10 protein-coding genes are annotated in these 15,554 nt (G+C 73.7%); 1 reads left to right on the top strand and 9 read right to left on the bottom strand.

The features are described 5' to 3' along the window. Window positions 1-15 precede the first annotated feature (15 nt). The 6 genes from ACZ6EM_RS23305 to ACZ6EM_RS23280 all read right to left on the bottom strand — a co-directional run bounded on the left by ACZ6EM_RS23305 (window position 16) and on the right by ACZ6EM_RS23280 (window position 10,625). Window positions 16-594, bottom strand: a complete 579-nt coding sequence (locus ACZ6EM_RS23305; RefSeq protein WP_401053359.1) for a flavin reductase family protein — start codon at window positions 592-594, stop codon at window positions 16-18. Continuing rightward, a complete protein-coding gene (locus tag ACZ6EM_RS23300; protein WP_401053362.1) occupies window positions 591-1,088 on the bottom strand; it encodes an acyl-CoA thioesterase in 498 nt (165 codons plus the stop codon). Before ACZ6EM_RS23300 ends, ACZ6EM_RS23305 begins: the two co-directional genes overlap by 4 nt. Next, window positions 1,088-6,964 carry a type I polyketide synthase gene (locus ACZ6EM_RS23295; RefSeq protein ID WP_465773136.1) on the bottom strand — a complete coding sequence of 1,959 codons (5,877 nt, stop codon included), beginning with the start codon at window positions 6,962-6,964 and terminating at the stop codon, window positions 1,088-1,090. The genes ACZ6EM_RS23300 and ACZ6EM_RS23295 overlap by 1 nt, the downstream gene beginning before the upstream one ends. 376 nt (window positions 6,965-7,340) lie before the next feature. Continuing rightward, complete coding sequence (locus ACZ6EM_RS23290) at window positions 7,341-8,402, bottom strand: carboxymuconolactone decarboxylase family protein (RefSeq protein WP_452180150.1); 1,062 nt, start codon at window positions 8,400-8,402, stop codon at window positions 7,341-7,343. A gap of 40 nt (window positions 8,403-8,442) precedes the next feature. Continuing rightward, window positions 8,443-10,098: a GMC family oxidoreductase N-terminal domain-containing protein gene (locus tag ACZ6EM_RS23285; protein WP_401049264.1), complete on the bottom strand. Its 1,656-nt coding sequence runs from the start codon at window positions 10,096-10,098 to the stop codon at window positions 8,443-8,445. Continuing rightward, on the bottom strand, window positions 10,095-10,625 hold the full coding sequence (locus tag ACZ6EM_RS23280) for a DUF5987 family protein (protein ID WP_401049262.1): 531 nt from the start codon (window positions 10,623-10,625) through the stop codon (window positions 10,095-10,097). Before ACZ6EM_RS23280 ends, ACZ6EM_RS23285 begins: the two co-directional genes overlap by 4 nt. A gap of 450 nt (window positions 10,626-11,075) precedes the next feature. Here ACZ6EM_RS23280 and ACZ6EM_RS23275 point away from each other — a divergent pair, with 450 nt between their 5' ends. Next, window positions 11,076-11,852, top strand: coding sequence for a helix-turn-helix transcriptional regulator (locus ACZ6EM_RS23275; RefSeq protein WP_452180149.1), 777 nt, complete (start codon window positions 11,076-11,078; stop codon window positions 11,850-11,852). 127 nt (window positions 11,853-11,979) lie between these two features. Here ACZ6EM_RS23275 and ACZ6EM_RS23270 read toward each other — a convergent pair whose 3' ends face one another. The 3 genes from ACZ6EM_RS23270 to ACZ6EM_RS23260 form a co-directional block, all read right to left on the bottom strand. Beyond that, window positions 11,980-13,338, bottom strand: a complete 1,359-nt coding sequence (locus ACZ6EM_RS23270; protein ID WP_359912771.1) for a cytochrome P450 — start codon at window positions 13,336-13,338, stop codon at window positions 11,980-11,982. 2 nt (window positions 13,339-13,340) lie between these two features. Continuing rightward, window positions 13,341-14,315 carry a DUF1702 family protein gene (locus ACZ6EM_RS23265; RefSeq protein ID WP_452181030.1) on the bottom strand — a complete coding sequence of 325 codons (975 nt, stop codon included), beginning with the start codon at window positions 14,313-14,315 and terminating at the stop codon, window positions 13,341-13,343. A 91-nt stretch (window positions 14,316-14,406) separates the two neighbouring features. Further along, complete coding sequence (locus ACZ6EM_RS23260) at window positions 14,407-15,423, bottom strand: DUF1702 family protein (RefSeq protein ID WP_401047754.1); 1,017 nt, start codon at window positions 15,421-15,423, stop codon at window positions 14,407-14,409. Window positions 15,424-15,554 lie beyond the last annotated feature (131 nt).

The following is a 15,554-nucleotide window of genomic DNA, read 5'->3' as shown; positions in this document are numbered from 1 at the left end:
GGACCATCCCCCCGCTCAGCCGATCTCTTCCGGTTTCCCGCCGATGCCCCGGTGGAAGGCGCCGCCGTAGAACAGCAGCGCCTCCCGGTGGTCCGCCCAGTCCGAGGCGAGCACCTCGCCGAGGAAGATGGAGTGGTCGCCGCCGTCGTACTGCTCGGCGAGCTTGCACTCCAGCCAGGCCAGCGAGTCCGACAGCAGCGGGGCCCCGGTGAACGGGCCGGGCTGCCAGTCGAGGCCGTCGAACTGGGCGGCCCCGCGCGGCCTGCTCTTGTTCGCGAAGTACCGTGCCAGGTGCTCCTGTTCGGCGCCGAGCACGGAGACCGCGAAGGACCTGGACGCCATGATCGCCTCGTGCATCGTCGCGGAGCGGGCCACGCAGCACAGCACCATCGGCGGCTCCAGGGAGACCGAGCTGAACGCGTTGGCGGTCATCCCGTGGACGTACTCGCCGCCGGTGGTCAGGACCGTGATCCCGGTGGCGAAACGGGCCATCGTCTCGCGCAGGGCGCCCGGCAGGACCGCGCGGTTCGCCGCGGCCGCCGACGTCGCGCCCGGCGCCTGGGCGGGGGCCGGTGACCGGCCGTTGCCGATCACAGCGCCCGCCCCGTCCCGACCGGCCCGCCGGGCGGGACCTGCGCCGCGAGGGCCCGCGCGACGGCCGGCCCCTCGGCGTACGGCACCAGTGCCAGGCGCAGTTCCTCGGGCACCCGGGCGGGGACGGTGGCCGTGTTCGGCCCGCGCATGCACGCGATCCGCTGCCGGCCGCGGGCGACCAGGTTCTCCTGCTCGCCGTCGATCCGCAGGTAGTCGAAGCTGAACTGGATCTGGGTCTGGGTCAGCTCCTCCAGCCGCATCCGGACCGACAGCTCGTCGAACGAGGTGATCTCGGCGAAGAAGTCGCACTCCACCTTGAGGGTGAACAGCTTCAGGTCGTCCCGCAGCTCGGCGAGCACCCCCGGCGCCTTGTCCTTGAGGAACATCTCTCGGCAACGCCCCTGCCAGCGCAGGTAGTTCACGTAGTAGACGTTGCCGACGAGGTTGGTCTCCTCGAAGCCCACGGTGTGGCGGATCTCGTAGTAGGCCGACATCAGTTCTCCTTCCCGACGAGCACCGCGAAGAGCACCGGCTCCGTCCGGTCGTTGACGGTGGTGACCCAGGTGGCGACGGCCGCGTCGCCGGCGGACAGGACGACCCAACCGCCCGGGTGGACGCGGTCGAGCGTCAGCGCCTGGGTGGTCGCGCCGGACTTGCGCAGGCACTCCAGCGCGCTCCAGACCCTGGTGCCGGCCACCGCCGGGCTGCAGCCCGCCTCGGCCACCAGCAGGTCCCGCAGGGCGAGTTGACCGGCGCCCAGCAGGGCGTCCCAGTCCTCGGTGCTCCGCTCCAGGACGGTCTCGACGTCGCAGGCGAGCCGCCCGGGTCCGGCCACCGCCAGGGTCAGGCCGGGGCCGTGCGAGGCCGAGACCGTGATCCCGTCGAGTCCGGGCCCACCGGCGAGTTCGGGCTTGCCGTCCGGCCGGTGGCGCAGGTCCACCGGCCGTCCCAGCGCCCGGCCGAGAGCGGTCGCGGTGCGGGCCCGGCGGTCCCCGTCGGCGGACTCCGCGGTGGATTCCGCGGCGGGCTTCGCCGCGGGCTCGACGACCACCGCGCGGCTGCCGCCCAGCACCCGTTCCAGGCCGCGTTCCAGGTACGAACCGAGCATCGCGGGCACCCACGGTCCGGCTCCGTCGCGCTTGCGGACGGCGACCAGGGTCAGCCCCTCCCAGCGCTCGACGACCTTCCCGGCCGGGGTGCGCACGTCGAGGTCGTAGACGTAGCTGTCCCCGTCCTGGGAGCGCTCCCTGGCGTCGAGCACCACGTACTCGGCGTCCTGGTCCGCCGGGTCGGCCAGCCAGAGCCGCTCGATGCTCTGCGGCAGCAGGGTGGCGTCCGGCACGCAGCACTGGATGGCGTGCATCATCGCGTCCCGGGTCCCGGGGTCGGCCAGTTGCTGGTCCTGCGGCAGGAAGGCCGCGAACCACGGCGCCGGGGCGGTGGTGGAGATCTCCGCCAGCGCGTGCCGGGCGCTCGCCCGCCGGTACTCCAGCAGGCGCTGGAACCGCTTGCCCTGGAAGAGCACGCTGCCGTACAGCTCGGTCACCGGGTCCACCGGCACCGCCGGCAGGCCGAATTCGACCGGCACCGGCGTCCCGGGCACCTCGGGCCGCGGGTAGCGCAGCCGGGCCCGGAAGTGGTCGGCCGCGAACTCGGTGCCCTCGCTGCGCAGCACCACGTCCACCGTCCCGGGCTCCCGGACCAGCGCCGCGATCCGGATGGTGGTCGAGCCGCCCGGCCGGACCACCACGGGCCGGCGGAACTCGACGTCCTCCAGCAGCGGCGGGCCCTGGTGCCCGCTCACCGCGGCGGCCACCTGGGCCATCGCCTCCATGCCGAGCACGGCCGGGAAGAGCAGGTCGTCCTGGAGCCGGTGGTCGGTCAGATAGGGGTCGCCGCCCTCGGTCAGCTCAGTCTCGGTGATCAGCTCGATGTCCGGGTGGTGCACGACCACCCGCTCGACGAACCTGGTCAGCGGCAGCTCGCGCCGCTCGGTGGTGAGGGTGGGCAGGCCGCCGGCCCGCCCGCTGACCACCAGGACGGGGCCGGCCGAGGGGTCCGCGAGCACCTCGCGGAGCACCTGGATGCCGTTCTCGGTGGAGATCGGCGTGATGCCCTCCCGGATCAGCGCCTCGACGACGCCGAGCCGTTCGCCCATGCCCGCGCCCGACCAGACCGACCACTCCAGCGCGACGGCCCGGGCCCGCGGGTACCGGTCCTGGAAGCGGAGGGTCAGCTCGGTCATCCAGTCGTTGGCGGTGGCGTAGTGCGCCTCGCCGCGCAGTCCGGCCCGGCCGATGATCGAGCCGAACGTGATCAGCAGCTTCAGGCGTTCCGGTTCGACGGCCGCCAGGACCGCCTCCAGACCGTCGGTCTTGGGCGCCAGGGTCCGGCGGAAGTCCTCGGCGCTCAGCGCCTCCAGGGCGGCGGGCTGGTTGCGGCCGGCGCCGTGCAGCACGGCGGTGACCGGGCCGAGCCCGTTCTCCAGCAGGGCCACCGCGGCGGCGATCTCCTCGGCCGAGGTCACGTCGGCGCGGGCGTACCGGTGGCGCAGGCCCGCGGCCTCCATCCGGGCGAGGTTCCCGGCGAGTTCGGGGTCGGTGGCCGGATCGGCGCGGCCGATCAGGGCCAGGGCCGCCCCGGAGTCCTGGGCCATCGCGATGGCGCACTCGGCGGTGATGCCCTTGCCGCCGCCGGTGACCAGGAGGACGTCCCCGGCGTCGAGCGGGGACCCGCCCTCGGTCGCGGGGCTCAGCTGCAACGGCCGGAGCACCGGGACGGTCCGGCGCCCGTCCGGCTGGTAGCGGACCTCCGCGAAGCCGGCCGTGGCGGCGGTCTCGGCGACCACGCGGGCCACCGCCTCGTCACGGGCCGCGCCCTCGGGGGCGGTGTCGGCCAGCTCGACCACCGTGACCGGGACCGACGGGTGCTCCAGGTGCAGGGTCTTCGCCAGGCCGGAGGCCCCCAGCCGGTGCTGGACCACGACCAGCCGGGTGCCCTCGGGGGCGGCCAGGACGGCCCGCCCGGCGGTCAGGAAGAGCTCCGCCTCCTGCGGTCCGCACGCGTCGGGGAGGCAGAGCAGTACGCCGTCCCCGACGCCCGCCGCGGCGAGCGCGGTGCCCAGCGGTTCGGCGAGCGGGTGGCCGGGGGTGCTGTGCACCGTCCACCGCCCGGCGGGGGCGGGGTCCTCGGCGGGCTGCGGCCGGGCCGGCAGGACGGCCTCCCGGTGCTCGACCGCGAAGGGCCGCACCCACGGGGCCACACCGGCGACCTCGCCCGCCGACTGGCCGCCGTCCTGCGCGGTGTCCGCCAGCTGGTCGATCAGCTCGGCGATCCCGCCCAGGTTGACGGTCGCGTAGTTGGGCGTCGCGGCGAGCACGGGCCGGCCGAGCGCCCGGGTGACGTCGTTGACGATCTGGCCGATGGTGATGGAGCTCAGGTGCAGGTCGTCCATCGGGTGGGTCTGCGCGGTGACGGAGTCCAGCGGCAGTTCGACCCGCTCGGCCGCGAGCCTGCGCAGCAGCTCCAGGGTGGAGTCCGGGCCCTCACCGGTGTCCGCGGACACCGCCGCGCCGGCCCGCTCGTCCCGGCCCGGCCCGCCGTCCGCCGCCAGCTCCGCGTCGATGGCCGGAGCCGCCTCGCAGGGGTTGGCCAGGAAGGTCATCGCACCGTCCGCCGGCAGCTGCCGGATCAGGCGGTCGCCGAACAGGGTCTCGGTCCGCAGCGGTACGCCGAGCACGAACGCGGCACCGGCGACCCTGAGCAGCGGGCCGAGCGAGGCGCTGTCGGTGTCCACCGCCAGGGTGGTGAGGTTCGGGGCGATCTCCGCCAGCAGGCCGGACAGCACCCGGCCGGGGCCGACCTCCACGACCAGGTCGGCGTCGGCGACCGCCACGGCGGCGGCCTCCTGGAACCGGACCGGGAGCAGGACCTGTCCGCGCAGGACCTCGCGCAGGTCGGCGGACGGGTCCAGGAGCCGCCCGGTGACCGTGGAGGCGATCGGGCGGACGGGTTCCTGGAAGTCGAACCGCGCGAGCTCGGCGGCCATCGCGACCGCGGCCGGCTCGACCAGCGGCGAGTGGAAGGCGTGCGACACGTTCAGCCGGGTCGCCGTGACGCCCTCGCCCGCGGCCCGGCGGCAGACCTCGTCGACCGCCTCGGCGGGGCCGGAGAGCACGGTCTGCCGGGGCCCGTTGTAGCCCGCGATCACCACGTCCTGTCCGGCGGACAGCCGGGTGGCCTGCTCCGGGGTCGCCGCCAGTCCGGCCATCGCGCCGCCGCCGTGGCTCGCCTGGGCCATCACCCGTCCGCGGATCGTGGCGAGGCGCACCACCTGCTCCTCGGTCATCGCGCCCGCCCAGTGCAGGGCGGTGAGCTCCCCGAGGCTGTGGCCGACGGCGGTGTCGGCCCGGATGCCGACCGCGTCCAGCACCCGCAGGGCGGCCAGGGAGCCGGTGACGATGCGCGGCTGGGCGACCTGGGTGGCGACCTGGTCGTCACCGGTGGGCAGGGCGGCGGCGCGGAACACCTCCTCCGCCGCGGCGAACCGGCGCCGGATCGCGCCGACGGCGCCGCGGCCGGAGCCCTGGCCCGGGAAGAGGTAGGCGATCCGGGGGGCGGTCCGGGCGTGGCCGAGGAAGATCCCCTCACCGGCCGAGGACACCTCCCGCGCCCCGGAGTCGAGCAGGGCCAGCAGCCGTTCGAGGCCGCGCACGGCGTCGTCCGGGCCGGTCGCCACCACGGCGGCCCGCACCGGGCCGTCGGCGAGCCGGTCGGCCAGGGTGCCGGCCAGGTCCGCGAGTTCGGCCTGGGCCAGTTTCGGCACCAGGTCGAGCAGCCGGGTCAGCTCCGCGCGCAGCGCGGCCGTGTCCGCCGCGTCCAGCAGCAGGAGTTCGGCGTCCTGGCGGCCGGCGACCAGCCGGGTGGTGCGCGCGTCGAGCGCCTCGCGCCGGGTGCTGCCGGGTGCCTCGGCGAGGGTGACGTGGGTGTTGATCCCGCCGAAGCCCATGGCCGACACCCCGGCCCGGACCGGGTGGCCGGCCGGCCAGAGTTCGGCCTGGCGCGGGACGTACATCGCCGCCTCGTCACCGAGCAGGCCGGGGTGCGGGTCGACGTGGCCGGTGGCCGGGGGGATCACCTGGTGGTGCACGGCGAGGGTCGCCTTGATCAGGCCGGCCACGCCCGCGGCGGCCTTGGTGTGCCCGAAGTTCCCCTTGACCGTCCCGAGCGCGGCCGGACGGGCCGTCGGGTCCGCGGTGCGGCGGGCGGAGGACAGCGCCTCGATCTCGGTCGCGTCGCCGAGGGCCGTGCCGGTGCCGTGGCCCTCGAAGTACGAGACCGTCTCGACGCCGTAGCCGGCCCGCCGGTAGGCGCGGGTCAGTGCCAGCCGGTGGCCGCTCGCCTCCGGCCGGGTGATGCCGCCCTTGCCGTCCGAGGAGACGCCCCAGCCGCTGATGCTCGCGTAGATCCGCCGCCCCTGCGCCAGCGCGTCCCGCTCGCGCATCAGCACGAGCATGCCGGAGCCCTCGCCGGGCCAGAAGCCGTTGGAGTCCCGGTCGTAGACCTTCATCTCGCCGGTGGCCAGTGCGCCCGTCTTCGCGAAGCCGATCACCTCGAACGGGTCGATGGACAGGTCGACGCCTCCGGCGACGGCCACGTCCAGTTCGCCGTCGGCCAGTGCCTTCGCCGCCGTGACGACGGACAGCAGGGAGGAGGAGCAGGCCCCGTCGACCGTGTAGCCGCCGCCGCGCAGGTCGAAGTGGTTGCAGATGCGGCCGGCGATGGTGTTGGCGAGGCCGCCGGCCAGCGAGTCCTCGTCGATGGCCGGGAAGGGCGCCTTGTACTGCGGCTCCAGCTCCTGGAGGAGCTTCGCGACGTCCTCCTCGGACCAGCCCTGGCCGGTGAGCGCGGCGGCCACCGTGCGGCGCACGTAGGGCCACCGCAGCCGCATGATGTTGGCCCGCGAGAATTCCCCGGTGAGGCTGTTTCCGACCACCACGCCGGTGCTCTGGTGGGGAAGTCCCGAGCCGTCCGGGAATCCGGCGTCGGCAAGTGCCTCGGCGGCCACGTCGAGGGCCAGCCAGTGCGTCAGGTCGGTCGCCCGGTACGTGCTTCCGGCGACGCTGTATTTGATGCGGTCGAACGCGTAGTCCCGCAGGACCGCGGCCTTTTTCGTGTAGTGCCGGTCCGGCGCACTCCGGTCCTCCGACCAGTAGTCCGCCTGGTTCATCCGCTCGTCCGGCAACCGCCGGAAGGCTCGCCGGCCGCCCAGTACGTTGTCCCACAGTTCGCTCGCCGAATTGGCGTCCGGATAACGGAGGCCAATTCCTACGATAGCGATCCGCTCACTGCTCACGTATTCACCACCCATGGAGATGAATTGACGGCGAATCTCCTCGCCGACTCGACTCGCCTGCACTGTCGTCAAGAATGCATCTGCGGCCGCCCCGATGTCTTCTCCGAGTTTGCTTTCCGCCTGGTGGGGGGCACTGCTTTTCCATAACGGTGTGATTTCTCGGCGCCGCTATTCAATAACGCCGTCATTTCCGGGGCGGGCCGCGCCCGTCCGGACGACCGTGCCGGTGGACGTGCCGACGCCCGTGCGGACGGCTGTGCGGACGGTCGTGCGGACGGCTGGGCGGGCAACCGTGCCGACGCCCGTGCCGATGCCCGTGCGGGAGGCCGGGAACGCGCCGAGGCTCCCGCCGGTCGGCGGGAGCCTCGGTCGTGCGGGGCCGTGCGCGGGGTCAGCCGTCGGCGGCCTTGGGCAGGCGGGCACCGAGCCGGGCGCCCAGCTCCCGGGCCGCCGTCAGGGCGGCCCAGGAGGTGAGCTCGATCAGCGCGGTGTCACCGGGCCGGTCGCTCCGGAACTCGGCGACGAGGCCGTCGTCGACCTGGTAGGAGGCCTGGGCGGTCAGCAGGGCCAGCCGGCCCGCCGCACGCTGGTCCCCGGGCAGGGCCGACACCGCGTCCTCGACCCAGCCGCGGCTGATCCCCGGCGGTCGGCCGTCCCACCCGGCCAGCCGGTCCGTCACCAGGGCGCGGACGCCGTCCGGCACCGACCGGGCCCCCGCCGCGTCGATCGCGGCCGCCGCCCGGGCGAACGCGCCGGCGACGCTGGGGGTGCCCGCCGCCCAGCTCAGGTCCCCGGGCAGCGGCGCGGAGGGCAGCAGGTCGAGGGAGGTCCCGGCCGGCGGGGCGAGGCGCGCGCTGCGGCGCATCAGCCGGCCGAGGACCGCCCTCGCCGCCGACCGCGCGGCCGGCGGAAGACCGGCCGGCAGCGGGCTCTGCGCGAGGAACAGGTTGACCATGCGGTTCAGGTAGTGGAAGGTGACGGCCACCCCGACCAGCTCGGGCGCCGCCTGCGTGGGGAACGGCGGCCGGTCGTCCGGCGCCGGCCCCCGGTCGCCGTCCGCCCGGAACCAGTCGGCCCACCCCTCGGCCGTCGCGCGGGCCGTGCCCGGGGCGGCGGCCCCGGGCAGCAGCGCGGCCAGCGCCGTGCCGTGCACCTCCACGCAGTACGGGCAGGCGTTGGCGGCCGAGACCGCCGCGGCCACCGCCTCCTTGGTCGCGCGGTCGACCCGCCCGCCGGCCACCAGGGTCTCCCGCAGCATCACCCAGGAGGCGGCGAGCACCTCCGGCGCGGCGGCGTGCAGCCCGATCGGCGGTGCCAGCATGCCGAACTCCCGCTCGACCTCGGCGAAGACGCCGGCCACCTCCTCCCCCGCGGCTGCCGGCCGCACCGCGGCGACCCGGTGGATCTGCGCCATCGACCTTCGCAGGGCCGACCGCAGGAACGGTGTCGTCATGTGCCTCCTCCTCGACGGCTCGATCCGGTGCCGGGGCCGGCTACCGGCGCATCAGGCCGGGCAGCTGCACCTGCACGCCGCGCCGCCCGCTGGTCGCACCGTCCGGCGCGGGAGCGCCGTAGACGACGTTCACGCCGCGCTCCCGCGCGGCCCTCACGATGCCGGGGATCGCGCGTTCGGCGAGCGCGGAGATGGTCAGCGCGGGGTTGACCGTGAGCGCTCCCGGGACGGCGGAGCCGTCGGTGACGAAGATGCCCGGGTGGTTGCGGAGTTCCTGCCGGTCGTCGAGCGCCGAGGTCTGCGGGTCGTCGCCGATCCGGCAGGACGCCAGCGGGTGCACGGTGTAGGCGCCCACCAGGTCGTTGGTCCACGGCATGACGCGGGCGAGTCCGTCGCGCTCCAGGATGTCCTTCACCACGGCGTCCGAATCGGCCCAGGCGCGCAGGGTGTTGGCGGTCGGCCGGTACGAGATCGACCCGCGCCCGAGCATCTGCTGGGAGATCCGGACGGCGTTGCCGGTGGGCGGCGGCGGCCCGAAGACGCCCTCGTTGTCGTCCTCGATCATGGTGAAGACGGTCAGCCAGGACTGCCACTGCCGGACCAGTTCCTTCTTCTCCACGCCGAACCAGCTGGGCCCGCTCGCGTCGGGCACCTGCGCCAGGATGGTGCCGAAGCCCGGCGGGAAGTAGAGCTGTTCCAGGGAGAACCGGGAGTGCTCCGGCAGCGATCCGTCGAGGTTGTCCCAGCTCGCCACGACCGGGCCCTTGCCGATCTGGTTGGCCTTGAACGCCCGGCCGTCGGAGCGCTTGAGCCCCAGCAGGTCGCGGGCCTTCTCCTCGTCCACGATGGCCGTGTTGAGGCGTTCGCCGTTGCCGGAGAAGTAGCGGCCCACGGCGTGCGGCATGGTGCCCAGGGTCGCCTCGGAACGCTGGAGGATGACCGGGGTGGCGCCGGCGCCGGCGGCGAGCACGACGATCTTCGCGTCGATCGTGCCGCTGCCGACGTGCACCCGGTAGTCCACGTCGTCGACGACGTCGTAGTGCACCCGGTAGCCGCCGTCGTCCGTCCGGGACAGCTGCTGCACCTCGTGCAGCGGCCGGATCTCGGCGCCGTGCGCGAGGGCCGCCGGAAGGTAGTTCAGCAGCAGGGACCGCTTGGCGTCGAAGCGGCAACCGGACATCATCCAGTTGCAGTTGGTGCACTTCGCCCGGTCGATGGCGGCCGGGACGGGGTTGGCGGTGCGTCCCGCGTGCTCGCAGGCGGCGGCGAACAGCCCGCCCGCGTACGTGACGTCGTTCCAGTCCTGCTGGGTGATGGGCAGCGCCTCGGCCACCCGGTCGTACCAGGGGTCGAGGACGTCCCGGTCGATGGCGGCCGGCCACATCCGGCGGCCGATGCTGCCGCGGCGCTCGAAGACGAACCGCGGGGCGCGCGGCATCGCGGCGAAGTACACCACGCTGCCGCCGCCGACGCAGTTGCCGCCGAGCAGGCTCATGCCGTCGCCCACCACGAAGTCGAAGATCCGGGTGTACGAGGAGCCGAGCAGGAAGTCGTGGTCGAAGTCGTCGGCCTTCAGCCACGGGCCGCGCTCCAGGATGGTGACCTTCGCGCCGCCGGCCGCCAGGTGGTACGCCGCGATCGCGCCGCCGAAGCCGCTGCCCACGATCAGGACGTCGGTGCTCTCGGTACTCGTCATGCGGGACTCCCTGTAGGCGTGGTGTCCGGGTGGGGGTCTGCCAGCTGCTTGCCGTACGAGAAGTCGGGGAACCGCCACAGGCCGTCCTCGTCGGGCTTCATGAAGCCCATCGCCGTGAGGCCCGGGTGGCCCGCCGCGAGCGCGTCCGCGGTGTGCATGTGGGCGGCCGTGTCGAAGGCCATGTTGGCGAACAGCGCCAGCAGGACCCACAGTTCCCGTTCCTGGTGCTCCGTTCCGGTCAGCTCCTGCACCAGGCTGGTCCGGTCCGCGAACGGCAGGGCGACGAACGGCGGCACCGAGTCGTCGAGCCGCAGGCCGTGCTCGTCCGCGTACGTGCTCGCGTGGCGGTTGAGCGCCTGCACGTAGTCGTCCAGGGCGTCCGACAGTCCGGTCGCGGGGGTTTCGAGCAGTTCGACGGCGCCCGCCTGGACGGCACCGCCGCCGGTCGAGGCGCCGGCCACCGCCCGGTCGTCGGGCGAGCGTTTCTCGCCCGGGACGATCGTGTCCGCGAAGGCTTCGAGCGTCATGGTCCGGTCATGGTTTCGATCTGAGGTAGGCGATCCCACCGGCATCTCCTCAGCTGCTTGTCGAAAAGCGGGGACGGCACACACCGGCCGATCCCGATTCGCATACGCGACTGTGGCATCGTGCGCGCATTGCGCTCCCGCCCGCATCTCTCGCGTTGCTGAGGGCTCCCGGCGCCGTTCAAACCCGACTTCCGGGATGTCTCACCGCTCGGGCTTGCCAACGGCACGTGCCGCCCGGCCCATTGCGGCTGTCATGTGCCTGCTGCTACGGTCGTCACTTGCTATGGCGGCGACACTTTTCAGCTTCGCCTTCCGAAGGGGGTCCTCCCTTCGCTTGCCCTGGCGCCTTCGACAGTCGGCCTGTCACCGCGGCCGTGACTTTCGTTCCCGATCATCGCAAGGGTGGAATTCTGTTCATCCGCAGGTGCGGCGGAGAAGCTGGAGTCAAAGATGACATCTGCCATCGAGCAAGCTGTTTCCCGGGCCATCGAAACCATGCACGACAACATCGGCGAGTTACTGACCATCGACGATATGGCGCAGGCGGCCATGTACAGCAAGTTCCACTTCTCCCGGGAATTCCAGCGGATGACCGGGGTGTCACCACGGCGGTTCCTCTCCGCCCTCCGGCTCGAAACGGCCAAGCGCCTCCTCGTCGAAACCTCGTTCACGGTGACCGAGATCAGCCACCGCGTCGGGTACAACAGCGTCGGCACCTTCAGCTCGCGGTTCGCCAGCAGCGTCGGTGTGCCTCCCACCACCTACCGTCAGCTCGGGGGCTTCACCCCCCGGATCGAGATCGACTCGCGCGGCCTGGCCCGGAGCACGGAGCTCTCGACCTTCCGCGGCGAGATCCGGGCCCCGATCGCGGGGAACCTCGGCCTCGTGTACCTCGGGCTGTTCCCGACCCGGGTCCCCGAGGGCCGGCCCGCCGCGTGTACCGTCCTCCCCCATCCCGGCGTCTTCTTATTCGACCAGGTGCCGGCCGGCACCTGGTACCTGCTGGCACACTCCGTCCCGGCCGCCTTCGACGAGGTGCTGACGGGTGGCCACCCCGTCTCGGTGGGATCGGTCGGACCGATCGAGGTGCGGCCGGACGTGCCGCTGCTGCCGATCGAACTGCGCCTGCGCCCGGCCCGCGTCCTCGACCCGCCGGTCCTGCTGGCACTGCTGGACGCACGGACCATCGCGCAGACCGTACGGACCCCGATCACCGACACCGCCTGATCCGGCCCGGGCCGCGGCAGCGGGCCGGGCCGACCGGGGCCCGCGCGACGGCGCGGGCCCTCCGCACGGCAGAGCCCCCGCGACGTCGTCGCGGGGGCTCTGCCGTGCACGGCGCGGGCGTGTCCGCTCAGCCGGCGGAGTGCACCGTCATCGGCAGGCCGCCGCGCACCCGCAGCGACAGCATCGGCTCGGCCACCACCCGGTACCCGGGCACCTTCCTCAGCCGCAGGTCCCGGGCGACCATGGCGATCGTGAACGTGGCCTCCAGCAGCCCGAGGTGGTTGCCGATGCAGAAGCGCGGACCCGCTCCGAACGGGATGTAGGCGTAGCGCGGCCGGTCCGTGGCCCGGTCCCGGTCGAAGCGCTCCGGGTCGAACTGCTCCGGGTCGTCCCAGAACCGGGAGTGGCGGTGCAGGGTGTACGGGCAGATCAGGACGTCGGAGCCGGCCGGGACGTGGTACCCGCCGACCTCGTCGTCCGCCTGGGCCTGCCGCGGCAGGATCCACACCGGCGGGTAGAGCCGCATGACCTCCTCGACCACCATCGAGGTGTACCGCAGGCGGTGCAGGTCCTCGAACTCGGGCAGGCGGTCGCCGAGCACCTCGACGGCCTCGGCGTGCAGCCGGTCCATCACCTCGGGGTGCCGGTCGGCCAGGTAGAACGTCCAGCCCAGGGTGCTCGCCGTGGTCTCGTGGCCGGCCAGCAGCAGGGTGACCAGTTCGTCGCGCATCCGCTGGCGGGCGACCTTGTGGTCGGGCTCCTGCCGGGTGGCGACGATCAGGCGGGACAGCGCGTCCTCCCCCACGATCTCCCCGGCGTCGCGGGAGACCCGCTCGGCCACCAGCCGGTCGACCACCCGTTGCAGGTCCTGCCGGGCCTGCCGGAAGCGGAGCTGCTTGGACAGCGGCACCCAGCCGGGCACCATGCCCATGGTGACCATGTCGAACATCGCCTGGTCCTGCACGGCCTCGAAGTCGTGGCCGACCGCCTCGAAGGCGCTGAGGTCGACGTCGAGCAGGGTGCGGCCGAGCACCCCGAGGGTGAGGGCCGTGACCTCCTTGGTCACGTCGACCGGTGCGCCGCCCTCGTGCGCCCGCAGCCGGCCGACCAGCTTGGCCGCCTCCTCCGCGACGGCACCGGCCTGTTGGACGATCCGCTTGTGCTGGAAGGCGGGCTGGATCTGCCGGCGCTGCTTGCGCCAGAGCTCCCCCTCACTGGTCAGCAGGCCGTTGCCGAGGGCCCGCCGGGCCTGGGCCAGGCCGATCCCCTTGTGGTAGTTGGCCGCGTTGTCCGCGAGCACGTGCTTGGCGTGGTCGGGGTGGTTGAAGAAGTAGAGCGTCTTGGGGCCCATGGAGATCCGGACCGCGTCGCCGTACTCCGCCGCGGCGGAGCGCATCATTTCGAGCCGGTCCCCCACCAGCCTGCGCAGCAGGACGGGGGCGGCCCGGCGCGGCGGGCCGGGCGGCACCCGACGGGTGGCGGCCACGGTCAGCACCCCCCGACGTCGGCGAAGCGGTCGGCGATGGCCTGGCGCCACACCTCGTACGCGGGCAGCGCGCCGGGCACCGGCCCGCTCGGCCGCGCCTCCTGGCTGACCGCGGCGGCCTGATCGGGCGTCATGCCGCAGAAGACCCGCGTGGCCAGCTCCGTGTGCGGCACCAGCAGTCCGGCCCGGATCCGGGCCTCGGCCGCGAACGCGCTGCCCTGGGCGACCATCGGCCCGTGGATGCCGGCCCGGTCGCGGAACGCGCACAGCTCCGCCTCGTCCACGCCGCCGGCGTAGGTGGCGGCCAGTCCGGCGCCGCCGTAGAGGTCGGACCGCCGGGACTCCGGGAACTTCTCGATCATGGTCGCGACCAGCTCGGCGTCGGTGCCGCCGACGAACCACAGGGCCCGGCCGATGCCCTGGTCGATCGCGCGGCCGGCGTACGACGGGGAGTCGTGCGCCGGCCAGGGGAAGGCCGGTTCCCGGTACTGCTGGTGGACGTACCGGTCGGTGCGGAAGTACGCCTGGTGGAAGCCGTATCCGTCGAGCACCAGCCAGCGCAGCAGCGGGTCGAGCTTGTCGATGTCGGGCCAGCAGAACCTCGGCAGCCGGGCCATCGCCCAGCCGATGCCGACGTAGACCATGTAGACGTGGTCGGCGCCCCGGCCGGTGAGGCAGCGGGCCACCGAGTTGCGGCCGGACAGCCGCAGCCCGTCGAGCATGGCGAAGCCCATTCCGGCGCCCTCGTAGGCGAAGCCGCGGAACCGGTCCGGGATTTCCTCCAGCGGGTATTCCGCCTCCGCCGGGTTCCGGGCCTCCACGGCGTGGGCGTAGCCCTCCAGGAACCGCGCGCCGACCGTCTCCAGGAGGTCCTGGGCGGCCGGCGACTTCCGGTGGAAACCACGCGTTTCCAATAGCGTTTCAGAGGTGCTCGGAGTGAGAACTCGACGTCGGAGCGTCCGCCATGCACTGGACACGCCATACTCCTCTCGGGTTTCCCGCGGGGCGGCCGGTCCGCCCCGCGGATGACTTCGCACCGGTCCGGCCCGGGGCTCGTCCGGAAAACACTCAGGCCGCCGGCCCCGGCGCGGGCCGGGGCGAGGGCCCGGCCTCGCGGAAGTGCTCGCGCACGTTCGCCCGCCAGAGCTCGTACGGGGGCGGCCCGCCGGCGGCGCCCGGGGTGCGGTCGTCCACCGCGCAGGCGTCGGCCACCTTCGCCGCCGCCTCCACCGACAGGCCGGTCAGGCCCGTCGAGGCGACCTCGGAGTGCGCGGGCACGAAACCCGCGTACGCACGGGCCTTGGAGGCGAACACCGACCCCTGGGCGAGCTCCGCCCGGTACGGGCCCGCCGCGTCGCGCAGCCCGGCCAGGCCCTCGGCCGTGCCGCCCCCCGCGAAGGTCGAGGCCAGTCCCACGCCGCTCCACAGGTCGCCCTGCCGGTCCGCGCCGAACCTGCGCACCGCGGCCGCCACGTTCGCCGGCGATCCGCCGTGGATGAACCACAGCGCCCGTCCGACGCCCTGGTCGACGGCCCGCTGGAAGTACTCGGGCGCGCCCTGCCACGGGTACGGCTTGGGCCTGCGCTGCCCGTCCACCCAGCGCCGGGTGTGGAAGTAGGCGAGGTCGAAGCCGTAGCCGTCGACGGCCAGCCAGCTCATCGTCGGGTGGTAGGGCGTCCCGGTGAGGTCCGGCAGCACCTTGGGCCACAGCGACCTCGGCAGCCGCGCCATGGCGAAGCCGATGCCGATGTACGCCAGGAAGATGTGCGGCTGCCCGGACCCGGCCAGCAGGTCACGGGTGCGGTGGCCCCGGCCCGTCGCGTCCAGGACGGTGAAGGCCATGGTGGCACCCTCGTACGCGAATCCGCGCTGTTCGGGTTCGACCAGGCCGAGTCGGCGCTCGACCTCCCACTGGCTCCGGGCGTCGATCCCCCACTCGAAGCCGCAGACCACCGCCTGGGGCACCGCCTCCAGCCGTTCGGTGCTCTCCGTCGGTGTCACCGGGAAGCCGCGTCCGGCGAAGGTCACCGAGGCCAGTGACGGTGTCAGTACCAGTCGGCGCAGCGATCCGAAGGTCGTCGGCACGATCCCTCCCAGGCTCACGTCCCGCAATTGACGGTCCTCCCCATGGTCCTGAGGCGGCGTCACGGCCCGCATCTCCACGGTTGCGTTTCTGAACCCGCCCGGCCGCCGGGCGTCTTCGGGCGTGCTCCGCC

The organism is Kitasatospora sp. NPDC041917, from assembly GCF_055589745.1.
The sequence above is the reverse complement of the archived record's forward strand: the minus strand, read 5'-3'. Positions and strand labels throughout refer to the sequence as shown.